Here is a 23,627-nt window from a genome sequence, read left to right as displayed (position 1 = left end):
CCCATAAATTGAATTTAGGGGCTTCGTGCATGGCATAATCCACGGATAAATCCGGGGGCTTCGGACCTTAAAAATTTACCCGGTGATGGGGAGAAATAAAACAATTACCCATTACCCATTACCAATTACCCATTACCAATTACCCATTCCCCGTTATTATATTTCAATTGATGCGTCTGATGTAGAAAATTCGTTGGCGCGGGCGCTGGGTACTAATGTCCAACCTGCTTTTAATAACTTTTGATAAGTTGCCCATCCTTTGGAACCGCCAGGTATTCTATAATCTTGTACTGCGAATTGTCGAAAAGCGGTGTATGGTCGCCAAGGTTCGTTCGGTGCTGTCTGCAAGTGCAAAATTTTCTCTCCGTTTTCGCCAGACTTGGATAACCAGCACATTTTTTTCATACAAACTCCTTTGTATTCCGCATTTAACGCATGATTACAGATATTTGTCAAGCATTGCCTCACCCCTTTGGGGTAGTTTTGAAGGATGAGTTATAAAATATAAAAGCTTTATTTTTATTCTTCATTTTTCAGGCAATACCAATTAGTGCTTGTTTATACTTTTATTTAGAAACAAAATTTCATGTTACTTGCCTAAATAAAAACTAACCACAGACAGAATAGTCTGTGAAATAAAAAAAATCAAACACTGATGGCAAACATCTACGTTTTTTCAATCTTATATGTAAATTTACTATATGTGTGTATCTTTAGCTACTGTTTGACTGTTCTAGCTCTAAAATAAACATCTCTTACTTATTAGACGAAATATAAGAAGAATCGCCGGTAATTTTGCAGATTTGAGCTACTAACTCAGAATAGGTATTTTCAGGTATTGCCGGTGTTGTTGCTGCGAGTGAAATCGATTCATGCAAATCAATCCAGGATTTGCATCCACCATAGTGAGGATGATATGCAACCAGTTGGGGAGTTGTTAGTTTATAAGTCCGTAGTAGTAGTACAAACAAGGGTTGTTGGGGTTTCCACTGTTGGCGATCGCGAACAAATTCTTTGTTCCAAATATGGAATGGAAGTAAATCATTAATGATCGAGTTGTCAGTAACAGATAAAATATGAGTGATTTGAGCATAACTTGTAAGATTAACACTTTGGGGTCGCCAACCGGATGTGACTGGAATCACGAGATTGGAATAATCGGCTTTGAGCATAAAAGTTTGTTGATGCTCGTAGGTAGGGTAAAGCAAAACTTGATTATGAGCAACCCGAAATCTTCCGCCTTTTTCGTGAATGCCCCCTTTACGCAACAGCATTATCGTTTCACCGGATTCTAAAGCATTAATGGCGATCGCCCATTCTTTGAGTGCGTGATTTGTGGTTAGTTGCATCATTTACGATTTTGGATTACAAGAGTTAGGAGTTAGGAGCTCACGGGGTTTGGGGTTTGGAGCTCACGGGGTTTGGAACTCACGGGGTTAGGGGTTTGGAGTTAATAATTCATATCTGTGTCCAATTACCCATTACCAATCAATTACCAATACGAGCAGCTTTTGAAAACGGTACTACTACTACTATAGATACTGCTGAGGTCTATCGTGGCGGACATTCAGAAAAAATTGTTGCTGCTGATCAATTTAACCCCGATGACAATCGCGCTAATAACCAGCTATTTCAAGGGGAGTTATCCTGGTTTTCTCACAAGTAAGTGATAAGCGTTGAGTGACGGATTGATTTTCCCACCACTCAGTACTACTTCCAACTTCCTTCTTGTTTGTGAGAAATGCGGGTTATGAGTTAGTACCACCGGAGTTAATAATTTATATCTCTGTCCAATTATCCATTACCAATTACCAATTACCCATTACCAATTCCCTATAAATATTGCGAAATTTAAAGACTCGTAAAGTTGAGTTAATAAGGGGTTTCATTTTTATTTGTACGTGATAACTTAATAAATAAGACACAAACAAGGCATCAAGAACTCAGTCGGGTTAATGACAATGTGTCTCCGGTCAAAGCCCAAGTAAATTTCAGCATTAAAAAAGTGGCATCTACCAAATTAAGGTAAGCCAAGCTCCTAGATAGGAAAATGTATAAATGCGTTGTTTACTATGAGTTAAGTAAACTTTAGCTGTTGAACTTTTTAATTCTCCAAATCATTGACCAAAAATAGAGATTTGACCTTAATAAATCTTAATCATAAAGCCTGGTAAACCCTTTACCAGGCTTTAGGTTTTTTAATTGATTTGTTAATTATCAATTAGCTGTAAAATTGCTTTATTGTTGATAATTTTCGTGAAATTTTTGCGTGTTAGTTTTTAGCCCATCGCCATTGATAATTATTCCATTGATAAATACCTTGAATTTGATATTCTACACCGTCGTTGAAGCGGATAGTGCAGGTGGTATAGGAGCTATCATTTTCGACAACTTCTTCAAGATTAATTACTGTACAGAGAAACCATTGAGGCTCACATGATGTTCCCTCTTGTACCCATTCCCATAATCCATTACAAACCTCAATGCGATCGCCAACTTTTAATTTGAGTAATTCTGCGTTACCAAGTTGATCAAAATGATATTTTTCAACCTTACTTAACCACTGTATACCGTAACGTTCGCGGATAAATTGTACGATTCCAGAATCTTTTTCTTGTAGCCAATCGTTAAGTAATTCTACCTTCCAAGAGCGATTTTGTTTCTCTTGTTCTTTGACAAACTCAGAGAAGATTTGTAATTCTTCAGAAGTTAGTTCTAGTAAAGGATTGACATCATCTGATAAATTTTGGCTCGATTTTCCATTAATTTCCTTGCTTAATACTTGCAGCAAAATCATTTTTTGCCCATCAGTGAGAGGACAGCGGGCTGCATCACAACGGTTGAAAGCTTCTTGCAGCGCTACTTCTATCTCATCTGGTGTCATATAAGTTAATTACAAATGAGGGTCTATTCTCCTAATTATTGCAAAGTTTTTCAAAATTTCAAATTATCTCTTGATACAATGTTATATTTATAGATTAGTCATTCAACTATTGTTGTATTCCACAACATTAATCAAGGCTGAGTCATCTATATGGTAGTGTGAGCTTCTAGCTCGCTGATGGCTAATAAATTATTGCGATCGCGAAGGGCAAGGCTAAGCCGCACAGTAAGGTGAACGCCTATCGCAACGTTTGTGAATAATACACCCTGAAAAAGCCTACCTTTGGCTAAAATCATAATTAGGAGAAAAATTACCTAGATTGTCTATCTTATGGCTGCTGACAAACGCAAAGCTGACGATAAATCCTCTGGTTGGCGGGAATTTGGTTCCGATAACTCTGCTGCAACTCAAAGAGCAACACCTGATTTACCTGCTGAAAAACAAGATTTGCGCGTACAAGCAACCCGCGCTGGACGTAAAGGCAAAACTGTTACCATAATTACGGGATTCCAAAGTAAACCAGAAACTTTACAAGCTTTATTAAAACAGTTAAAAAGTCAATGCGGTTGTGGTGGTACGGTTAAAGATAATGAAATTGAAATTCAAGGCGAACACAAACAAAAAATCCTAGAAATTTTGCATAAATCTGGTTATAAAGCCAAAATAAGCGGTGGCTGATTCTGTATCTCTATAAACTTAACCCTTTAATATAGAAATGCTATGGTTGGAATATAGATAAAATCCTACTCATTGTAATATTAATAGGAGGCAATAATGGATTTAATTCGCTTAATTTGTGCTATTTTTCTTCCCCCTTTAGGAGTATTTCTCCAGGTTGGTATTGGCCCTGATTTCTGGATTAATATCGTTTTAACTTTATTCGGATATATTCCTGGAATTATTCATGCAGTATGGGTAATTGCGAAAAAGTAATATTTAGATATTAGATTTAGATATAGAAGTCGTGTTTTTAAGATATTTTATCCCTAAGACCAGAAAATAGTCATAAAAACCCGACTTCTTACCCAGGAATATGAAATCATCAGTTGATATTTTGATTATCCCCAAATCCTCCACCACCAGGAGTTTCTATCACAAAAATATCCCCAGGTTTCATTTCTACTGTTGCAGTACTAGTTAATTTTTCCTCGCTTCCATCCTTACGGATTACCCAATTACGTCCAACTTTTCCGGCTTCTCCATTATTTAAACCAAAGGGAGATACCAAACGATGACTGCAAAGAATATTTGCTGTCATGGTTTTTAAAAACCGAATACGACGAATAACTCCATTACCACCAGAATATTTTCCCTTACCACCGCTACCGAGACGCAAGCTAAAGTTTTCTAAAAGAACAGGATACCGTGTTTCTAACACTTCTGGGTCAGTTAAACGGGAATTCGTCATGTGAGTTTGTACCGCATCTGTACCGTCAAAGTCTGCACCAGCACCAGAACCACCACATATTGTTTCATAATATTGATAGTTTTCGTTGCCAAAAGTAAAGTTGTTCATTGTACCTTGGGAACCAGCCATTATACCCAAAGCACCATATAAAGCATCAACAATGGTTTGTGAAGTTTCTACATTACCTGCTACTACTGCTGCTGGATATATCGGGTTGAGCATACAGCCTTGAGGAATAATAATTTCTAAAGGATTGAGACAACCTGCATTTAAGGGAATATTATCATTAACTAAAGTACGGAAGACATACAAAACGGCGGCTTGAGTTACAGCTTTGGGAGCATTAAAGTTACTATTTAGCTGCTTAGATGTGCCGGTAAAATCGATGATTGCGCTGCGATTTTGTTTATTTATAGTAACTTTTACTTGAATTTTTGCACCGCTATCCATTTCATAGATAAACGAACCATCTTTTAAAACATCAATTGCTTTTCTCACCGCTTCTTCGGCATTATTTTGTACAAATTTCATATAATCCCGGACGGTTTCAAGTTGATATTGCTTAACCATCTTGAGTAATTCTTGAACTCCGCGATTATTTGCGGCAATTTGGGCTTTAAAATCAGCAATATTTTGGTCGGGATTCCTGGCTGGATAAGCATGATTTGCAAGTATTTCTTTCACGACTTCTTCTCGAAAATTTCCTTCTTCAACCAAGAGAAAATTATCAAATAAAATTCCTTCTTCTTCTATAGTTTTACTATGAGGAGGCATAGAACCGGGTGTAATTCCGCCAATATCCGCTTGATGTCCGCGAGAAGCAACGTAGAAAATAGGATTGCTAGAAGAAGAAGAGAAAACTGGAGTAATTGCCGTTACGTCAGGTAAGTGAGTTCCACCGTTATAAGGGTTGTTTGATAAATAAACATTTCCTGGTTTTAAACTGTCACCTTTATCGTTAATTAAACTGCGGACACTTTCACTCATTGAACCTAAATGTACAGGAATATGAGGAGCATTTGCAACTAATGAACCGGAAGCATCAAAGATTGCACAAGAGAAATCTAAACGTTCTTTAATATTTACCGATGCTGCCGTATTTTGCAGCACAATTCCCATTTGTTCGGCAATGAATTGATAAAGATTTTTAAATATTTCTAAACGAACTGGATCGGGTTGACTTGTTTTATGCATGGTTGATTTTTATTAAACTGCTGAGACGCTGAAAAAGATGTAAAAAGAGAGTTAATAAGTATTCCCATTTTACTTGCTATTCAGAGGATGTTTTAAAAGTATCCGGCGATTTAAACCGCTACTACACCTTTAAAAATAACTAAAAGTAAATTTAATTGCAAAATTGCTTTTCCAAGTCTTTGACCTTTTATTTTGACTACTGGTACAATTTATGAAATGTCAAACTGCTATCGATGACTCAATTCATAGCTTTACTAATTTCCTTGGCTATTGAAATTCCGATTATTTTATTGCTAACTCATTTTCTACAAAGATTCTCGTCTTTTATCGAATTTGTCGCAATGTTTGCTCTTGCTTGCAGTACGACTCTTTTAACTCATTCTATAGCATGGACAAGCAATCAAATTGTTATTCTTTACTTATTATCTCCAGTGAGAATAATTATAATTGAAGCTATTGTAATTTGTATTGAAGGTTTTTTATACTCCCAAGTATTAAATTTAGGGTGGAGAAAAGGATTTTATTTATCATTAATTGCTAATATTGCTTCTTATTGTGGTGGAATAATTATTTCTTATTTTATTTGAATTTGTTTTTTCTTATCTTATCTTATGTTATCTGTAATTGACTCGTTGTATAAGGTTAAAAGTATTATCGATTTCTTACAATTAGGATAATAAATATTCCATAAACCTTCAAATAAAAACTGAATTAAATTTGCAGTTTTGTGTATATTTTTCATCTTTACCAGGACTTACGCAAACCAAAATTGTCATTGCGACCGAAACGCAGTGTAGGGAAGCAATCTCACCGTATCGAGAGATTACTTCGCTATCGCTATCGTTTGTCCTAACGGACACGCTACGCGAACGTAATGACGCAATTTCGTCACTTTTGTGTATATTTTTTATCTTTACATCCAATTATAATTAAACTTCTGGTAATTATAGATTTCAAAGAACAATAAGTTTATGAGGATTTAAAAATGGAAAGAAAGCTGGACATTATTGTGGTGGATGATCATCAATTAATTTTAACTGGCACTCTTGATATATTAAAAAGGGAGTATCCCCAAGCTGATATTATTAAAGCTCAAACTGCACAAGAAACGCTTTCTTTAATTCAATCCCGTCAGTTCAATTTGGTTGTGATGGATTTGTCAATTCCCGATCGCAAAGGAGAAAGAGCAGAAGTTGAATTAGGAATTACACTTTTAAATAATTTGCTCGAAGAGTATCCCCATCAAAATTTCATGATCCAAAGTAGTTATATAAAAGCGTTAATCCGCATTAAACACGAGATTGATAATCATCAAGGTGGGTTTGCAATTGCAGACAAAGGTTTATCCGAAGATGAAATGTTGATGCGAGTTAATTTGGCACTTATAGGGGCTACTCATACACAAGATATCAAAACAGGAATCGAACTTAAACCTCAATGGATAGAAGTTTTACGATTAGCTTTTGAAGATGGTTTGACAGACAAGGAAATCGCTAATCGAATGTATAAATCAGAACGAGCAGTGCGGACTTATTGGACAAAAATTCAAGATATTTTAGGTGTATATCCCCAAGATTGTAAACAAAACGGTAAGAATTTGCGAATTCAAACAGAAATTCTTGCCAGAGAAGAAGGTTTAATTGATTAATATAAAGTGATTAATATCACGTCCGGTTAAACACTCCGGCATCTCTGTAAGGGCTGGTAATGGGTAATCGGTAATTGGTGATGGGTTTTGGGTAAATGCGTAATCGTCATATTATAGTAAGCAATTAACCGGACTTCATATAATTTGGGAATTGGATAGTGAGAAGAATCTGGAGTCGCATTTGCAAAGAAGCAGAGTTGTGGTTGCGTGCTACATCTCCAGGAATCATTGTGCTAGTTGGGGTAATATTAATACGTATTATTGGGGGTTTGCAGCCTTTGGAATGGATGTTCCTCGATACAATGTTGCATTTGCGTCCAAAGGAACAAATTGAGGAGCGAGTAGTAATTGTAGGAATTGATGAAGAGGATATTAAATACGTTGGACAATACCCAATCCCCGATGGAAAAATTGCAGAATTACTTACCAAGTTGCTTTCCTTAAAACCACGAGCCATTGGATTAGATTTGTTTAAAAATGTTCCCGTAAACCCTGGTAGCAAACAATTAACTCAAGTATTGCAAGAAAATAATAATATCATCGGTATAGAGAAAATTTTACCCCCCGGAGAAATTCCCGCCCATAAAAGTTTACCACCCGAACAAGTTGGATTTGTCGATTTACGTAATGATGGGGATATTAAATTTCGACGTTATTTATTGTTTACATCAGATCCTAAAAATAAACAAAATGATAAATATTCTTTAGGGTTACAATTAGTTATTCAGTATTTTAGTGCGGAAGGAACCGAGTTAGAAACGGGGATAAATGACGAGGACGCAATTTTGATTCGTGGGAAAGAATTACCTCGAATTAATAATAGTAATTTTGGCGGATACGTTAACGTTGATCATGGAGGATTATCAATTTTAATGAATTTTCGTAACACCGATAAACCTTTTCGTATTTTATCGCTGCGGGATATTGTTAACGGAAAAGTTAATCCAAAATGGCTTCGCAATCGTATTGTAATAGTTGGCAATCGCAATAGCAGCGCTGGGGATGTTTTTTATACATCCGCCTTACCAACACCAAAACTAGAGGGTCAAATTTATGGCATTGATTATCACGCTCATGCAGTCAGCGAAATCATCAGTTATGTAATTGATAATCGTCCGATGTTAAATAGTTGGGTAGATATATGGGAATATCTGTGGATAATTATTTGGGGTTTTGTAGCGATTGCATTGGTAAGAATGAGCGAATCTGTATGGTTAAAATTATTTAGTGTTTGTGTAGCAGGAATTGTTTTGCTTGGATGTGGTTATACAATGCTGTGGTTATGGGGAATATGGATTCCTGTAGCACCTAACTTATTAATATTTGGGGTTGGCTTAATTAGTTTTTTATTTTACCAATATGATAGATTTTTGAGAGGGCAAATAGAAGAACGTCTCAACACGATTAAATACACTTTTAACTTAATTCATAACGGTCCATTACAAACTCTTGCCTATGGATTAAGGCATATGCGTGTCCAAGATGTACCATTAGAAGAGCTAATTGAGCAATTTGAAAAGCTTGATCAGGAAATTCGAGCAATCGGCGATTTTCTCCAACTTGAAGCATTAGGAGAAAAAGAAATTTTACGTTTGGGAAGTGGATTAATTTTAGATTTAAACCGACCTCTGCATTATTTATTATATGAAGTTTATTCAAGTACTTTAGAACGAAAAGATTTTGAATACTTTAAAACTTTGAAAGTTAAAATTCGCAATTTTGACCCTATTGATGATAAAAAATTAACTAAAAACCAAAAACGCGGAATATGCTTGTTTTTGGAAGAAGCTTTATGCAATATTGGCAAACACGCCCAAGGAGTAAAGCGCATTCAAGCATCGGGTGAATATATTGGAAATCAATATAAATTGTGGGTGAAAGATAACGGTTGTGGAATTAAATCAAAGCTAGAAAATAAAGGGACAAAGCATTGTAAAATACTTGCCAAACAATTAAAAGGAGAGTTTAAACGGGAGTCCCTTTTTCCGAAGGGGACAATATGCGAACTTAGTTGGATACCGATGAAACAATTTTAATGTTTTCAGGTACACAATAACTAGTATTTTTATATTTATTATGTGATTTATTATGTGATTTATTATGTGAACTGTATTATACTTTTCCCGTCTATCTACACAAGACTATAAAGTAATACAGTATTTATCGTGAATCATCAAAATTTAGTATTTTGGCGGAATCGTCGTGGATTAACAAGTTTGGTAGTGGGAATATTTTTCTTAATTACCGCAGTCCCAACTTATGCTAAATATAAGCCGAAAAATCGCAAACCTGCCAGTGGATATTCCCGTAGTAGTGGTTCTCGTGGATGTCCGGGTAGTCAAATACCTTTGACGTTGCTTGCTCCTAGAACATTTGTTGGTAGAACTGCTTCTGTTCGTCCAATACTTGCTTGGTATACATCAAGCGATAATAATGTGGGATTGCGACTGTTTGAATTTGAGTCAGATACCAGAGTTAAACAAGTTGGAAAAGCTCAAGAAATACCATCGGTAACAGGAATTAATACATTAAAGCTTCCCACTAATTATTCTGAATTAACGGTGGGTAAAACATATTTATGGCAAATTACATTAGACTGTCCCGGCGGACAAATTGTCAAACGGGCAGAATTTGAGGTTATTAATCCTCAATCAGTAGTTAAAAATAAGTTTACGACTATTCCTGAAGCTGTTGATTATTATGCTGAAAACGAACTTTGGTATGAAGCGCTTGAGGAAGCATTAAAAACAGAAGGTAATAATAAAAAATTGAGTCCAACAGGGTCAAAGTTAGTCCAAGAATTGGCTGAGTCAGAACTTGTTATAGGAACCGAAATCGAAATCAAAAATATTAAAAGAAGAATAGGTTATCTTGAGATGATTTCTCAGGAAAGTTTGTAAAGTTTTTAGTAAAGGGAGTAGGGAATAATGACTACTTCCTTCCCTCACAACCAGTTACCAATAACAATCATCGCACCCCAATATACGGGGTTATCATGCTTGATATCAATACGTTCTGATGGTGGCAATTTTTTAGTATTAATCATTTTGATTTGAGCTTTTTGCAGTGCTTGAGCTATAGTCATTTCCCTTTCGCTATAGTTCTTGTAAAATTCTTCTACTAGTCTGGCTGTGGAGTCATCTTGGACGTTCCATAAAGATGCGATCGCGCTTTTAACACCTACCTGTAATGCTACTCCAGCTAATCCCAAAGTAGCACGATCGTCACCAAGTGCAGTTTGACAAGCGGTAAGTGCAAGAATTTCGACGCTATCGGATGGATTTTTGAGATTTTGTAGCGAGTTTTCTAATTGATTGATGGTAATTTTTTTGTTTTTACCAGTAACAATAAAGGTGTCTTGGGGAATAATTCCAAATTGAGCGTGACTGGCTATGTGGATGATAGGATATGTAGTTTGTTGAAGTTTCTGCTGGAAGTTTTGGGGGATAAAATTCTCGTCGATTAATTGAGTATGATTGGGAAATAATTTTTGAACTGCTTTAATTTCATTTTCAACAGCATAAATTTGGGGAAAGGTTTTTCCGTCAATTGTGGATGTTTCTGTTAAACCTAAAATTAATGCTTTTTGCTTGTTACGATTTGGTTTGGTTACGGTTAATCTTAAACTCGGAGTTGTAGCAATTGCATAGGTTTCAACTAAATATTTTTTTTGTTGATTATCATAAAGTGGAGCCATTGGCACGCTACGTAAAAATCCGTCCTGGATAAATACTAAAGTTTTAACTTTATCGGGTTGAATATCATCAGCAAAGGGACGAATTATCCAATCATAAAGTTGTGCTGCGATTGTCGGATCGTAATTAAGTGCTTCTTCTCCTTTAACTAACCCGTCGCGAAATTCAGCAATTGTTCTTTCTAATTCCTTACTACTAACTATCCTTTGTTGCGAATCTTTAATCCATCTAAATTTAGTGGGTTGATTAGCTGATTGCAATAATATTCCGGTTTTACCATCTAAAATAATTGAACTTAAAAATACGGTATTTTCGTAAGCAGCACTGTTTTGCTTATCTTCAAGAAGTTCGTCCACCTGTTTGGGATTCAACCCGCTTAAAACGCAATCGTTACCAAAATAGTTTTGTAATTCAGCTAGTTTCAAAGCATCAATAGTTGTTACAACTTTGGATAATTCATCGTCACGCTGTTCGTTGGGAATTGCTCCAGCTTGCAATAGTTCCAGTCGCGATTGTGCTAAAGTACGGTACAAAGGTCGGACAACATCGCGAAAATCAAACTGTACGTCACGTTTTGCTGTCAATATATCCAGACGAATATCTTCCAAAGTTTCAAACGCTCTTTGATAGGATTCGATAGCTTGTTGCTTCTGATTCTGCTGATCTAAAATACGTCCAGCTTGCCATTCCCATAAATACAAGCTTTCTTTTGCGCTTAATTTATTATCTGCTGCGACGATAGCATTTTGAGTATATTGTAATGCTTTCTGATTATTTTGATTGCATTCCCAAAAATGTCCCAAAGCACCTAGTGAATAGGATTGTAAGCGATTATCTTGTAATTTATTGCTGGTAGATACAGATTTTTGCAGCAAACTTAATGTTTGTTCTGGTAAAACTAATTGAATAGGACATTTGGTAAATGGTGAATTGGTTTGGGAATTCTTTTGTAAATATGCTAAATCAATCGCTCCGTAAACCTTGGTTTCAGAATCCGGTAAGTTTTCCAGAAGTCTTAAAGCATTTTTAACTGCATGATTAAATGTAGTATCATCGAGAACTTGGGTTTGATTCTGTGTTTGATTTTCATCTGTAAGAGAACCCAATTTAATTAGATTTAATAACCCCCGCATCTCAGCCAATTCTTTATTTTCTTCCCTGGCTAATTTAATGCTATTTTTAAAGTTTTCACGAGCTACTTGAAAATCAGTCTTGCTCTTTTGATTAAATTCGATTTGTTTTTCATTAAGACCAATTTTAGCAGCCGATTTTGCTTGCAATTCTCGCAACTGAGCGCGATTTAGATAAGCATTCCCCAGACTATTTAAAACTAAAAAATTATTTGAATCAATATTTTGAGCCGCTTGTAAATAAGCGATTCCTCGGTCATAATTACCAATTAATCGATATACCTCACCCAAAACTCCCAAAGCCGCAACTTTACCCTGCTTATCATTATAATTATTAGCAATTTGTACCGCACTTTCCTGTTGACATTCTATATTATTAATTCCTTGATTTACTTTTCCACACAGTAGAGAAATAGCTTTTCTCGATTGTCCCAAACTGCTATAAACTTGAGCTAATTCCGTGTGCATTCGTCCCACTTGTGGGATATCTTTCACCGCTTGATAATTGCGAATTGCAGATAAAAAAGATGTAATTGCAGCTTGATTTTCTCCTAATTTTTGATAAGCACGTCCCAAATTTTCATGTATAACTGCTGTCGCTGAGGGATTATTTTGATTTTGATATTTAACTAATGCTTCCTGCCAATGTTTTATCGCATTACTGAAATTCCCATTTTTGTAATCTCTCACTCCTTTTTCAACGAATAAGTTTATTTGAGGATTTTGAGCCGATACAACTTGTCCGAAGGATATACAAATTAATAAAGTTGTACAGAATAAAAGTTGTAATAATCTAATACGTTTATTTTTGGATTTCATCAGGATTAGGGGTTAGGAAATAGGAAACAACACATCAGACCATGAATAGTAATTTAGGATACATTTTATTTGTATTTGGCAGATTATTTAAAAGTTAGCAGAAATAAGGATTTAAGCAAGGGTTTTGAGTAAAATTTGCAGTTTTCAGCAATCAAAGAACAAAATACTTATGGTATTCTAATCTGGTCATAATACTTAGAATTATATTTTTAGAAAGTATTTTCATACATACTATACACAAACAATGGATTCTTACCCTTGGTTGCAAAAGTTTTTTGTCACATTCATTTGTTGTATCTCTATTACTCCACTCACTGTATTGGCTCAATCTACACCACCGTCGGGAATCACAATTCCTTCAGGTGTACCGGGGAAAGTTGAAGAAACTATTCCGCAATCGGAACCAAAACCAATACCAACTACATTACCAACGGAAACTGATCCGATTCTCCCATCACCACCCCAGGAGAATTTACCAGACTCGACTTTCCCCATCGGTACTACTTTCTTTGTCAAGGAAATTCAGGTTAAAGGAAATTCCGTTTTAGAAGATGAAATAATTAAGCTAAAACGACCTTTAGAAAATAAACAAATCCTATTTGAACAACTATTACAATTACGCTCGCAAATTACCCAACTTTACGCAAAACAAGGTTATATCTCCAGCGGAGCGTTTATTCCCAATAATCAAAATGTTGCTGACGGTATTGTAGAAATTCAGGTTGTAGAAGGTGAACTCGAAGATATTGCGATTACTGGATTACAACGATTGCAAACAAGCTATGTACGTTCCCGGATTCAACGTTTTACTGGGAAGCCTTTAAATCAAAAACGTCTCGAACAAGCTTTACAGTTATTACAAATTGATCCGGTTATCCAACGAGTTAATGCTGAATTAACCGCAGGAAGTGTTCCAGGAAATAATATTTTACAAGTACAAATTACCGAAGCCAAAGCATTTCACGCTGGAGTTAGTTTTGCTAACAATCAATCACCCAGCGTCGGTTCCGAACAAGCAAGTGTCTTCGTTGCTCACGATAATGTACTCGGATTTGCGGATAAATTCACCGCTGAATACGGTATCACTCAAGGTTTAGACCTTTACGATATCAACTATTCTATTCCCTTTAATTCCCTTAACGGAACAGTAGGTGTCAGCTTCAGCAATACCGATAGTCGAATTATTGAAGATGATTTTAATGACTTAAATATCCGTAGCGGAACCGAAACTTTTTCATTAAACCTACGACAACCGTTAATTAATACTACAGATAACGAACTTGCTCTAGGTTTAGCTTTTGATTTACGACGTTCCCAAACTTTCATACTTGATGATATTCCCTTTTCTTTTACAGAAGGACCAGAAGAAGGAGAATCAAAACTGAGCGTAATTCGCTTGTCTCAAGATTGGCTCAAACGTAACACCAACAGCGTTTTAGCAGCGCGATCGCAATTTAGCGTGGGTATCGATGCTTTTGACGCAACAGTTAACGATAGCGGTACAGATGGGCGTTTTGTCGCTTGGGTAGGACAATTTCAATGGGTACAAAGATTATCTCCGCATATTTTGATGCTTACTAAAATCAATACTCAACTTACGGGAGACTCGTTACTCTCAGCAGAGAAAATTAGTATTGGGGGAGTAGATACAGTAAGAGGATATCGTCAAAATCAAATCGTTACCGATAGCGGAATAGTTGGAGGAATTGAAGCAAGAATTCCCCTGTCATCGTCCGTTGAAACCCTCCAGTTAATACCATTTTTTGATATTGGTACGGGTTGGAATAATGGTATTAGTAACCCCTCACCACAAACCCTTGCTAGTTTGGGCTTAGGATTACAATGGCAACCCTTGAAAGGTTTGGGATTGCGAGCGGATTACGGTATTCCATTGATTGGAAGAGGGGATAGTGGTAATTCTTTGCAAGAAAATGGGTTTAATTTTTCAGTCAGGTATCAACCATTTTGATAGATTGTAGGGTGTTTTACGGCTTTTCAAATGTTGTTAAATAGCTCAAAAATGAGAAAATGTTAATATCATAAATTGGGTGTATAACCGTGAGCTATGACAACATTTGCAAGCTAATTGCAGAAAAGTATCCTCTTGAATTTGCGCGATGGTTACTACCTGTAGAACCACGTCAAATAAAAGTATTAAAAACAGAATTAAGCATCGAACCAATCCGTGCTGACTCGTTAATATTTTTACAAACAGAGAATCGCATTTTACACATTGAATTTCAAACAATCACAACTTCTACTCCATCAATTCCTTTTAGAATGTTGGATTACTCTGTTAGGTTAATACGTCAATATGGTATTCCCGTTGTTCAAGTTGTAATCTTTTTACAAGAAACCAATGATGAAATTGCCTTTACCGAAGAGTATGTCAATGAAACAACTACTCACCGTTATCGAGCTATAAGAATGTGGGAGCAGGATTCAATGATGTTTATAAATAATCTTGCGTTGTTACCCCTAGCACCATTGACAAAAACAACCTCACCTCAAACTTTATGGGAGCAAGTAAAAGAAAATATTGCTAAAATTTCAGATAGGGAGACAAAAAAGAATATCGCTGCCTATGTTGAAATTTTAGCAGGTCTAAAGTTTGAAAAAGACTTGATTCGTCAATTTTTAAGCGAGGATATTATGCAAGATTCAGTTATCTATCAAGATATATTTCAGAAGGGAGAAAAACAAGGAGAAAAGAAAGGAAGACAACAGGGAAGACAAGAAGAAGCATTTCAGTTTTTAACTCGTTTGATAAATCGACGTTTTGGTGAAATAGATTCATCAATAATTGAGAAAATTCGATTATTATCTACCGCACAATTAGAAACCTTGGGAGAGGAATTTATTGATTTCTCAGATATTACCGATTTAATTACTTGGCTTGAACAAAATTAAATCAATTAAATTTTTCTTCAATTCAAAAGTCGGAGTGTTAATCTCCGGCTTTTTCTTTGTTATGGTTGTTCTGTACTTTTTTTTATGCTTATTAAATCATGCCGTAACACACCCTACGAACATTCCCGACTCAACAACAATTCCCCATTTTCCATCCGATACAATCCCTGGGGTTCAATAATGCGATCGCCCTTTTTCCAATCCCTAGAATTACTAATATTTCTGACTTCACCAGTTATATATTCGGAAACCAAAACATTACCGGGACGATTGCTTGGTAAACCACCACTACCTGTAATTCTAAAAGAATTTTGTTGTTTTTTATTACCCCTAACAATACAGCTATCAGCAATTATTGCATCGGTATCTATATTTGGAGAAAGTTCGGTAAAACTGTTTTGAATTGAACTGGTATCGTCAGCATTGATATTTGTTTCACCAGAAATACCCAGTTCGGAACTTGCTGTAATATCGCTTTTTCCTGTTAAACTTTCCTGGGGTTCAATACCGAAAATACCACTACTAATAATATTGACTTGTCCACCATTACCGCTGAAAGCATTAGCTGTAATATCGCTGTTTTCTTCGGGAATAGAAACAATAAATTTAGAATTGATATCGATATTTCCCCCATCTCCCCCAGCTAATGCTGTTCCTGCGGTTGTGCTGATTTCGCTCCCATTACGGAACAGTAATAATTCGCTTATTTGTAAATTAATATTTCCACCTTGAGTACTGGCTGTTTGAGCGGCGATAAAACCATTATCTAATTGAAGAGTACCTGCTTGTAGAAAGATATCCCCTGCATCTCCCGTACCGTCGCTACCAACCGATACTACTGCACCATTTTCGATCACAACTAAACGGGGGTCGATAAATATACTACCGCCTTTTCCGGTAGATTCAGCAGAAGTACTCGCGAATAATCCAGTTGGTGCTTGTTTGTTTCCAGAAAGGGTAATTTTATCTTTTATATTAAGGTTGATATCACCAGCATCTCCCTTACCGAAGGTATTTGTATTAATTTTTCCGCCGTTTGTTATTGTAAAAGTATTAGCGTTAAAAGTGATGTTTCCAGCATTAGTATCACTAAAAGTTGTTGCTGATATAATCCCATCATTTGTAACGCTAAAGTCACCTGTAGTAACGGTTATATTACCTGCATCACCAAAAGCTTGTGTTCCTGTTGAAGTAAATATTTCTGAATTCTCAAAAGTTACTCGGTTGCGAGCATTGATAGTTATATTACCTGCATTTCCCCACCCATCGGTTGCGGTAGATAAATAGCTATTATTCACAAACAGCGAACCTGTGGTAATTTGAACTTCTCCACCTTTACCTACACCTCCTGTTAACAAGTTGGTTTGAATTCTACTTGGGAAAGTAGAGCCATTTATATTAATACTATCGCGAGCTTCGATAAATATATTACCTGCATTTCCCGATCCAGAAACCTCTGTAGATAGAATACCTCCATTTATTAAATTAAAAGTTCCGGTTTTAATTTGAATATCTCCCCCTTTACCTCCTTCTCCAAAAAAGATACTGGTAGAAATATTACTATTATTATTCAAGCTTGCTGTATCGCTAGCATTTATGGTTATATCACCTGCATTACCAAATCCAAGACTATTGCTACCAATAAAAACTCCATCATTAACAGAAAGAGTAGAAGTTGTTAATTGAATATTACCTGCATTACCTATAGCTTGCGAATCGACTCTACTAAAAATTATAGTAGCTTGGTTTATATCATTAAAAAGTAAACCATCTCTACCTTGAAACAAAATATTTTCACGAGCATTAATATTTATATTACCTGCGTTACCGATTCCAAAAGTTTGAGTGTTGATTTGAGAAGCATTCTTTACCACAATCGAATCACCATTAATATTTATATCACCAGCATTACCAACGCTATCAACATCATTATAAATAAAACTACCATTTGTAAGTTCAATTAAACCCGTAGCATTGAGATTAATATCTCCCGCTTGTGCGTCAGTATTAAATGAATTTCTACCAATCCCAGCAAATAAAAATGAGTTGGAAATTTCTATATTACGAGCATTAAATGTAAGATTTCCTCCACCTGCACCACCAACACTAATTGCAGATTGATTTGTTAAATAAATATCTCCTCGTTCGACATTTTCGGGAATATTTAAACTAAAAGTATCACCAGAAATATCTAACCCTACCCTTCCCGGAACAGTTAATGAAGCTAATTCAATATTCCCTTCGTAAGCTCTTAACCTACCGCCATCAAAATTAATATCACCTCCTACAAGCAATAAACTTTTACCATCAGGAACTCTTAATCCTGTAGTAAAATTTCCATCAGGGTTAATTCCTGCGAATGCTTGGGATTTATTAATAATTCCCCCAGTCGCTTCTACTTGATTAAAAAACAAAGCCGAAGGATTAACAGTTAATGAACCCGGTAATTCCGGATTAGTAGCGCTAAAGCTACCTTGTTCCCCAAACTGCAACCCCGAAGCAGTTGTCCCTACAAAAGAACCTTGTAAATCTAAACTCGCATTTTCCCCAAATACAATTCCACTGGGGTTAATCAAAAACAAATTCGCTGTACCATCAACTCCCAAAGTACCGAAAATATTTGACGCATTCCCACCCGTTACCCGCGTCAAGATATTTTGTATACCATCAGGATTGACAAAATACACCGCTTGCCCATTGTTAATATTAAATTCACTGAAGCTGTGAAATAAATTGCGATCGCGCAGCGCTCCACCATCAATTGTGTCTGCATTAATTCCATTGATCAGAACATTACGGTTCAAACGGGAAGATTCCGTACTTAAAGAATTGTCAGGGGTAATATTACTTTGCTGTGCCAGGGTTTTAGACGTGAAGAGACTTGCACTCAAGCAGCTGACAAATCCTACGAATGCAAATTGTAGACACTTTTTTATCGTCATGAGGCAGGCATTTATATGGTTTATACGGTATCTATTAATACTACTAATTTATTTAGTAAATGAATCAAATCTTAATTAGAAAAAAAATGCAATACAGTTTTGTGCAATTGTAGATTCGTCCTTTTGCACAAAACTGCACTTTTATAAGCATAAAACTCGGCTGCTTAATCTTTGAACATGATTTAACGTATAAATTACTGACGGCAAAATTACTGAGCATTAACTAAACGTCAATTCGATAAATATCACAGAAGTCGGGTTCTTATAACTATTGTCTGTTAGTACAGACACTTATCCTAAAAACCCGACTTCTAACCCCACGAAAAATCGAGGTTTTACAGCTTCCTTATGATTTAAGTAGTCAACATCGAACTCACGTTAATTAATTGCTTGGTTTTAGCTAATCTTTAAAACTTCAAAATATAGGAGCTTTCATTATGGCTAACAATGCCTATACTATTGGTAAAAATCTTTCAGAATTTCAAGAAGGGATACAAGTAAATTTGAGTCAAGGATATGACTTAATCAGTACTGCATACAGCGATGGTAGCTGGTTTGGATTATATCAAGACACGCCTAATAACACTGGTTATGTCACTGCAAGTAGTGCTGATGAACTTGGACAAATGGTTCAACAACAGTGGCAGTTTGGAGGATATCGTTTAACTGATGTTGAATATGGTGATGGTGTCTGGTTTGGGACTTTTGAAGAAGATTATGGTGCTAACAACTATAGCATTGCAACTAGTTTTACCGAATTTCAAGAAGATATTTCACTAGTATGGAATCAAGGATTTGAATTAGTTGATGTGGAATACGGTGATGGTATTTGGTTTGGAACTTATCGAGATGTTTCTGGAGTTAATGGTTATCAAACCGCAACTAGTGCTACTGAATTTCAAGAAGATATTCAAAATATGTGGAATCAAGGGCTTCAATTAGTTGATGTTGAATACGGTGATGGTATTTGGTTTGGGACTTTTCAACAAGATTCTAGTATTACAAGTGGCTATACCGGGGGAAGCACTTTTGATGAACTTCTAGGAAATTTTCAACAACACTTCGGAAATCAAGGATATGAATTGGTTGATGTTGAATACGGTGATGGTGTTTGGTTAGGAGTTGTTGAAAAAGAAACTCCACAAAATCCATTCGAGAATCCCATATTATATCCTCTTGCTCTTGAACTTGGACTACAACAAAATGCGATTATCGGAGATGTACTGAATCTTTACAACTCTGCTACCTATTGGTAATAAAAAATAATGATTTGATAATTGCTCCACAGTCACCCCTTGAGGTGCGTGACGCTACAAGTCTTATTACTACGTTCAGATTTGTTCGTAGCGTCACACAACGGCAATAATGCGGAAGAAACATCCACATCCGCCCAAAAGCCTCCCCTACAAAAAATTGTGCATTACTCTCTTCCCGTTAAAAGATTACCGTTCGCGCAGCGTCTCCCTCCAGGGAGAAAAAAAAACCGCAGAGACGCAGAGAACGCAAAGGAAAGAGATAAACAGAAATAGGTAATTTTCGAGCGGGATAGGAGTAATTACGCTTCAAATTCACGATGCATTTGTCAATATATCTATAGGATGGTAATTATGCGATTTTCCCCTAAAACATTTGCTCGATTAATATTGGGAGTTTCCGTTTCTTTAGCAATGTTACCAATAGATAAAGTATCGGCTAACCCCAACGAGCTTCCCAGTATCGATGAGATGATGGCTGATATAAGTGATACTGCTAGTATGATGGTAAGTTCAGACGATATACCAGTTAGTTTTCAAGAATGCAAAAACAGAGCTAACAAAGCTGCTAATTTATTATTTAGTAACGTTCCGAATCCCATAGATGATGGTGATGTTTATTATAGATTAGTTCAAACATCAAGAGTAACAGGTTTTCTTCAATGCTCGAGACATCCGAATGGTTCGTCTTATATAGTTGGTACAAGCGATTATTGGCTTACTAACGGCAATGAAGCACAATCCCTCCGCAATCGCATGGCAAGGATTATGCAAGGGAATTTACAAGGAACAAATAATCCAAACCAACTTGGTCAATTGAGTTTTTATAGAGAATGGAGAGTACCCATACCTAACAGATTCACCTGCCCAAATAGCTCTTGTTAATACTGTACGTGTTTAACTTATTCGTAATATTAAATAATTCCTCGCATCATCATGAATAATCTTACTGATAAATCCAACTTGATTAAGTTTTCAACTAGAGTATTTACTAAGCTAATGCTGGGAGCTTCCTTTTTATTCTTCATGTTATCAACAAGTAAAGTCTTGGCTTATGCTCCCAATATGTATATAGGAGCGAATGCTATACCAGTTAGTTTTAATGAATGCAAAAATAGAGCTCACAAGACGGCTAATTTATTGTTTAGACGTATTGCAAATCGAAACGGTGATGGTAATGTGTATTATTTATTAGTCCGAACAGGAAACATAGTAGGTGTTATCCAATGTTCGAGACATCCAAAAGGCTCATCATTTACGGTTGTTACAAGTTCTAAGTATAGTAATAGCCACGCTGAAGCGCAATCCCTTCGTACTCGCATGGCAAATGTTATGTTAGGTAGAATTTAAATCTTTTATGCTATGGCTATGTTGGGTTACGACGCTATATAGATTCGGTAATTAAACCCAAAATCATAAAAGCGTCTAACCCAACCTACAATTACTATGTTGGGTTACGACGCTATATAGATTCGGTAATTAAACCCAAAATCATAAAAGCGTCTAACCCAACCTACAATTACTACAATTACTGAATTTTCATAGCAACAATTTTTAAGGTTGATCTACTTATTCACAACTTTGTAATCCTTGAATATCACAACCTATAATCTTCTCTAGATTACGGGTAATTTTCTCGATATCCCAATTCCACCAAGCAATTTCTAATAACGTATTAATAACATCATCAGCAAAGCGTTTTCTAATTACTTTGGCTGGATTCCCACCGACTATTGTATATGGTAAAACGTTTGTAGCGACAACAGATTTTGATGCAATAATTGCTCCATCACCAATTTGTACTCCCGGCATGATCAAGGCTTCATAACCTATCCAAACATCGTTACCAATTACAGTATCACCTTTATTGGATAGTTCATCTAGTTGTGGCATTATTCTCTCCCAACCATTACCAAATATTTGAAAAGGATAGGTAGAAAAGCCCAACATTTGATGATTTGCACCATTCATAATAAACTTTACACCTGTCGCTAAAGCGCAAAATTTACCGATAATCAATTTATCCCCAATAAAAGGGAAATGATAGAGAACATTACGCTCGAAATTTTCCGAATCTTCTAAATCATCGTAATAAGTATAATCCCCAATAATTATATTCGGATTTGATACTGTATTTGTGATAAAGCAGATTTGAGGAAATCCTTTCATCGGATGTTTTTCTTGTGGATTTGCACCGTACATTTATATAAACGTTAGTAACTATAGGAATCTTTTTTGATTTTTGAATTATATCCTTTACGCTTACATCGGAATGATAAAAAGTATGTGCAAAAAAAACTCTGCGTTCCTCCGCGCTTACCTCCGTGTCACTTTGCGTTAGTTAGTTAAAACTTAGGTAATTTACTTGTGCTGTCAAATACTCTATAAAACTATGAAGCTTGAAACTATCCTCAACATTTTGCTAAAATATTTAATAATACTTTACATTTCTCTTTATGAAGACAATTGACAACTCGGATGTCCCGGAAACTACTCGGTTGTTTTCTAACCTTTCATTTGAGAAAAATAGACTAATTCATAAATCAGGTAGCGTTGTTGGAAGTACATTACTAATTGCTGGAACTACTGTGGGTGCAGGGATTTTGGCTTTGCCGACAGTAACTTTACCTTCTGGAGTTTTACCTTCTACAGCTTTATTAATTGGGGTTTGGCTTTATACGGTGGTATCGGCTTTGCTGATTGCAGAGGTATCTTTAAATGGTATGCGTTACAACGGACGTGCTAGTAATGGTTTACTAGCAATGGTAGAAAGTAGTTTGGGTACCATAGGAACACGTATTGCGGGTGGTGCCTATTTATTTTTACACTATGCTTTGTTGATAGCTTATGTTTCGCAAGGTGGGGAAATTTTAATCTCTGCGGTGGAAAAAATATGGGATTTACATTATGTACCAGCATGGATAGGAAGTACGGGTTTTGCTTTGATATTTGGTAGTATTTTGTATCTGGGAAAAGATAGATTTGTTGAGAGATTAAATAGTTTTTTTGTTGCAATTGTGATTGCTTCTTTTATCGGGTTGCTGTTGTTAGGAGCTACACAAATACATCCAACTTCCTTATTATCCCAAGATTGGAGTGCGCTTCCTCCTGCACTTTCGGTAATGTTAGTAGCGCTATTTTTTCATAATATTATCCCAGTTGTTGCTACTCAATTGGAAGGAGATGCTGCTAAAGTTCGTCAATCTATTGTTGTGGGTTCGGCAATTCCCTTAGTGATGTTTGTGTTATGGAATGCAGTAATTTTAGGAAGTGTAACTCCAGCAATGTTGCAAAATATATCCGGTGATAGCAGTATTTTTGACCCTTTGCAAATATTACGTGCTGGTGATGCGGGACAATGGTTAGGGATTTTAATTACAGTGTTTTCCGAATTTGCGATCGCGACATCTTTTATCGGTTTTTTCTACGGATTGCGAGATTTATTCCAAGATATGAATTTGTTTGCCGATACCCCTAATGTAAGTTTACCGTTAATTTCGTTGATATTATTTCCTCCAATGGGTTTTTCTGCAATCAATCCCAATATCTTTTTTACTGCTTTGGATTATGCCGGGACTTTCAGTGTTTCAATTTTGGGGGGTATTATTCCTGCTGTGATAGCTTGGAAACAGCGAGATAAATACAAAGAATTAAATCAATCCCTTGTTCCTGGTGGTAAATTGGTGTTAGTAGTAATGATTGGTATTGCAATGATTGCCATAATTTTGGGGAATTGGTAATTGT

21 protein-coding genes and 1 pseudogene are annotated in these 23,627 nt (G+C 36.0%); 13 read left to right on the top strand and 9 right to left on the bottom strand.

Annotated elements, in window-relative coordinates; genetic code table 11:
* Window positions 1-156: 156 nt before the first annotated feature.
* Window positions 157-405 (bottom strand): hypothetical protein, encoded by a 249-nt coding sequence (locus tag IQ247_RS07070; RefSeq protein ID WP_193918453.1) that lies wholly within the window; start codon window positions 403-405, stop codon window positions 157-159.
* A gap of 350 nt (window positions 406-755) precedes the next feature.
* Complete coding sequence (locus tag IQ247_RS07065; RefSeq protein ID WP_228059532.1) at window positions 756-1,352, bottom strand: DUF1802 family protein; 597 nt, start codon at window positions 1,350-1,352, stop codon at window positions 756-758.
* 92 nt (window positions 1,353-1,444) lie between these two features.
* Here IQ247_RS07065 and IQ247_RS07060 point away from each other — a divergent pair, with 92 nt between their 5' ends.
* The gene (locus tag IQ247_RS07060) at window positions 1,445-1,666 is read left to right on the top strand and encodes a hypothetical protein (protein WP_193918457.1); all 222 of its coding nucleotides are present in this window, start codon (window positions 1,445-1,447) and stop codon (window positions 1,664-1,666) included.
* 606 nt (window positions 1,667-2,272) lie between these two features.
* On the opposite strand, the gene IQ247_RS07055 is transcribed toward IQ247_RS07060, so the two are convergent.
* Together IQ247_RS07055 and IQ247_RS07050 are read right to left on the bottom strand one after the other, a co-directional pair.
* Window positions 2,273-2,884: a hypothetical protein gene (locus tag IQ247_RS07055; RefSeq protein WP_193918452.1), complete on the bottom strand. Its 612-nt coding sequence runs from the start codon at window positions 2,882-2,884 to the stop codon at window positions 2,273-2,275.
* A gap of 146 nt (window positions 2,885-3,030) precedes the next feature.
* A complete protein-coding gene (locus IQ247_RS07050; RefSeq protein ID WP_193918451.1) occupies window positions 3,031-3,180 on the bottom strand; it encodes a hypothetical protein in 150 nt (49 codons plus the stop codon).
* Window positions 3,181-3,214: 34 nt separating this feature from the next.
* Between IQ247_RS07050 and IQ247_RS07045 the strand changes: the two genes are divergently transcribed.
* Window positions 3,215-3,562, top strand: a complete 348-nt coding sequence (locus IQ247_RS07045) for a translation initiation factor (protein ID WP_193918450.1) — start codon at window positions 3,215-3,217, stop codon at window positions 3,560-3,562.
* A 96-nt stretch (window positions 3,563-3,658) separates the two neighbouring features.
* Window positions 3,659-3,817, top strand: a complete 159-nt coding sequence (locus IQ247_RS07040; protein ID WP_193918449.1) for a YqaE/Pmp3 family membrane protein — start codon at window positions 3,659-3,661, stop codon at window positions 3,815-3,817.
* Between the two features lie 109 nt (window positions 3,818-3,926).
* Here the strand turns inward: IQ247_RS07040 and IQ247_RS07035 are convergent.
* Window positions 3,927-5,477, bottom strand: a pseudogene (locus IQ247_RS07035) (hydantoinase B/oxoprolinase family protein); the annotation flags it as partial.
* 242 nt (window positions 5,478-5,719) lie between these two features.
* On the opposite strand from IQ247_RS07035, the gene IQ247_RS07030 reads away from it, so the two are divergent.
* The 4 genes from IQ247_RS07030 (at window position 5,720) to IQ247_RS07015 (ending at window position 10,034) form a co-directional block, all read left to right on the top strand.
* The gene (locus IQ247_RS07030) at window positions 5,720-6,073 is read left to right on the top strand and encodes a hypothetical protein (protein ID WP_193918447.1); all 354 of its coding nucleotides are present in this window, start codon (window positions 5,720-5,722) and stop codon (window positions 6,071-6,073) included.
* Between the two features lie 398 nt (window positions 6,074-6,471).
* Entirely contained in the window at window positions 6,472-7,134 is a 663-nt protein-coding gene (locus tag IQ247_RS07025) for a response regulator transcription factor (protein WP_193918446.1), read from the top strand.
* Window positions 7,135-7,292: 158 nt separating this feature from the next.
* The gene (locus tag IQ247_RS07020) at window positions 7,293-9,170 is read left to right on the top strand and encodes a sensor histidine kinase (RefSeq protein ID WP_322745450.1); all 1,878 of its coding nucleotides are present in this window, start codon (window positions 7,293-7,295) and stop codon (window positions 9,168-9,170) included.
* Window positions 9,171-9,299: 129 nt separating this feature from the next.
* Window positions 9,300-10,034, top strand: a complete 735-nt coding sequence (locus tag IQ247_RS07015; RefSeq protein WP_193918445.1) for a DUF928 domain-containing protein — start codon at window positions 9,300-9,302, stop codon at window positions 10,032-10,034.
* Window positions 10,035-10,078: 44 nt separating this feature from the next.
* On the opposite strand, the gene IQ247_RS07010 is transcribed toward IQ247_RS07015, so the two are convergent.
* A complete protein-coding gene (locus IQ247_RS07010) occupies window positions 10,079-12,778 on the bottom strand; it encodes a CHAT domain-containing protein (RefSeq protein ID WP_193918444.1) in 2,700 nt (899 codons plus the stop codon).
* Between the two features lie 244 nt (window positions 12,779-13,022).
* On the opposite strand from IQ247_RS07010, the gene IQ247_RS07005 reads away from it, so the two are divergent.
* Together IQ247_RS07005 and IQ247_RS07000 are read left to right on the top strand one after the other, a co-directional pair.
* Window positions 13,023-14,747, top strand: coding sequence for a ShlB/FhaC/HecB family hemolysin secretion/activation protein (locus IQ247_RS07005; RefSeq protein ID WP_193918443.1), 1,725 nt, complete (start codon window positions 13,023-13,025; stop codon window positions 14,745-14,747).
* An 89-nt stretch (window positions 14,748-14,836) separates the two neighbouring features.
* A complete protein-coding gene (locus IQ247_RS07000) occupies window positions 14,837-15,688 on the top strand; it encodes a DUF4351 domain-containing protein (protein WP_193918442.1) in 852 nt (283 codons plus the stop codon).
* A 113-nt stretch (window positions 15,689-15,801) separates the two neighbouring features.
* Here IQ247_RS07000 and IQ247_RS06995 read toward each other — a convergent pair whose 3' ends face one another.
* Window positions 15,802-18,630: a two-partner secretion domain-containing protein gene (locus tag IQ247_RS06995; RefSeq protein ID WP_193918440.1), complete on the bottom strand. Its 2,829-nt coding sequence runs from the start codon at window positions 18,628-18,630 to the stop codon at window positions 15,802-15,804.
* Between the two features lie 437 nt (window positions 18,631-19,067).
* Between IQ247_RS06995 and IQ247_RS06990 the strand changes: the two genes are divergently transcribed.
* Window positions 19,068-19,886: a hypothetical protein gene (locus IQ247_RS06990; protein ID WP_193918438.1), complete on the top strand. Its 819-nt coding sequence runs from the start codon at window positions 19,068-19,070 to the stop codon at window positions 19,884-19,886.
* A 335-nt stretch (window positions 19,887-20,221) separates the two neighbouring features.
* Here IQ247_RS06990 and IQ247_RS33560 read toward each other — a convergent pair whose 3' ends face one another.
* Window positions 20,222-20,332 (bottom strand): hypothetical protein, encoded by a 111-nt coding sequence (locus IQ247_RS33560; protein WP_193918436.1) that lies wholly within the window; start codon window positions 20,330-20,332, stop codon window positions 20,222-20,224.
* A gap of 22 nt (window positions 20,333-20,354) precedes the next feature.
* On the opposite strand from IQ247_RS33560, the gene IQ247_RS33070 reads away from it, so the two are divergent.
* On the top strand, window positions 20,355-20,768 hold the full coding sequence (locus IQ247_RS33070) for a hypothetical protein (RefSeq protein ID WP_193918434.1): 414 nt from the start codon (window positions 20,355-20,357) through the stop codon (window positions 20,766-20,768).
* Between the two features lie 51 nt (window positions 20,769-20,819).
* Window positions 20,820-21,233 carry a hypothetical protein gene (locus IQ247_RS06975; RefSeq protein ID WP_193918431.1) on the top strand — a complete coding sequence of 138 codons (414 nt, stop codon included), beginning with the start codon at window positions 20,820-20,822 and terminating at the stop codon, window positions 21,231-21,233.
* A 219-nt stretch (window positions 21,234-21,452) separates the two neighbouring features.
* Here the strand turns inward: IQ247_RS06975 and IQ247_RS06970 are convergent, their stop codons facing one another.
* Window positions 21,453-22,085, bottom strand: a complete 633-nt coding sequence (locus IQ247_RS06970) for a Vat family streptogramin A O-acetyltransferase (RefSeq protein ID WP_193918428.1) — start codon at window positions 22,083-22,085, stop codon at window positions 21,453-21,455.
* A gap of 254 nt (window positions 22,086-22,339) precedes the next feature.
* On the opposite strand from IQ247_RS06970, the gene IQ247_RS06965 reads away from it, so the two are divergent.
* Complete coding sequence (locus tag IQ247_RS06965; RefSeq protein ID WP_193918425.1) at window positions 22,340-23,623, top strand: amino acid permease; 1,284 nt, start codon at window positions 22,340-22,342, stop codon at window positions 23,621-23,623.
* Window positions 23,624-23,627 lie beyond the last annotated feature (4 nt).

This window comes from Plectonema cf. radiosum LEGE 06105 (assembly GCF_015207665.1).
GTDB lineage: Bacteria > Cyanobacteriota > Cyanobacteriia > Cyanobacteriales > Nostocaceae > Rivularia > Rivularia radiosa_A.
The sequence above is the reverse complement of the archived record's forward strand: the minus strand, read 5'-3'. Positions and strand labels throughout refer to the sequence as shown.

What these genes read in the sequence shown, in the direction of transcription:
- IQ247_RS07010 (WP_193918444.1), bottom strand. Translation starts at nt 12,778, where the DNA reads ATGAAATCCAAAAATAAACGTATTAGATTATTACAACTTTTATTCTGT.
- IQ247_RS06975 (WP_193918431.1), top strand. Translation starts at nt 20,820, where the DNA reads ATGAATAATCTTACTGATAAATCCAACTTGATTAAGTTTTCAACTAGA.
- IQ247_RS06970 (WP_193918428.1), bottom strand. Translation starts at nt 22,085, where the DNA reads ATGTACGGTGCAAATCCACAAGAAAAACATCCGATGAAAGGATTTCCT.
- IQ247_RS07025 (WP_193918446.1), top strand. Translation starts at nt 6,472, where the DNA reads ATGGAAAGAAAGCTGGACATTATTGTGGTGGATGATCATCAATTAATT.
- IQ247_RS06990 (WP_193918438.1), top strand. Translation starts at nt 19,068, where the DNA reads ATGGCTAACAATGCCTATACTATTGGTAAAAATCTTTCAGAATTTCAA.
- IQ247_RS07055 (WP_193918452.1), bottom strand. Translation starts at nt 2,884, where the DNA reads ATGACACCAGATGAGATAGAAGTAGCGCTGCAAGAAGCTTTCAACCGT.
- IQ247_RS33070 (WP_193918434.1), top strand. Translation starts at nt 20,355, where the DNA reads ATGATGGCTGATATAAGTGATACTGCTAGTATGATGGTAAGTTCAGAC.
- IQ247_RS07045 (WP_193918450.1), top strand. Translation starts at nt 3,215, where the DNA reads ATGGCTGCTGACAAACGCAAAGCTGACGATAAATCCTCTGGTTGGCGG.
- IQ247_RS07005 (WP_193918443.1), top strand. Translation starts at nt 13,023, where the DNA reads ATGGATTCTTACCCTTGGTTGCAAAAGTTTTTTGTCACATTCATTTGT.
- IQ247_RS07065 (WP_228059532.1), bottom strand. Translation starts at nt 1,352, where the DNA reads ATGATGCAACTAACCACAAATCACGCACTCAAAGAATGGGCGATCGCC.
- IQ247_RS06995 (WP_193918440.1), bottom strand. Translation starts at nt 18,630, where the DNA reads ATGACGATAAAAAAGTGTCTACAATTTGCATTCGTAGGATTTGTCAGC.
- IQ247_RS07030 (WP_193918447.1), top strand. Translation starts at nt 5,720, where the DNA reads ATGACTCAATTCATAGCTTTACTAATTTCCTTGGCTATTGAAATTCCG.
- IQ247_RS07050 (WP_193918451.1), bottom strand. Translation starts at nt 3,180, where the DNA reads ATGATTTTAGCCAAAGGTAGGCTTTTTCAGGGTGTATTATTCACAAAC.
- IQ247_RS07040 (WP_193918449.1), top strand. Translation starts at nt 3,659, where the DNA reads ATGGATTTAATTCGCTTAATTTGTGCTATTTTTCTTCCCCCTTTAGGA.
- IQ247_RS06965 (WP_193918425.1), top strand. Translation starts at nt 22,340, where the DNA reads ATGAAGACAATTGACAACTCGGATGTCCCGGAAACTACTCGGTTGTTT.
- IQ247_RS07070 (WP_193918453.1), bottom strand. Translation starts at nt 405, where the DNA reads ATGAAAAAAATGTGCTGGTTATCCAAGTCTGGCGAAAACGGAGAGAAA.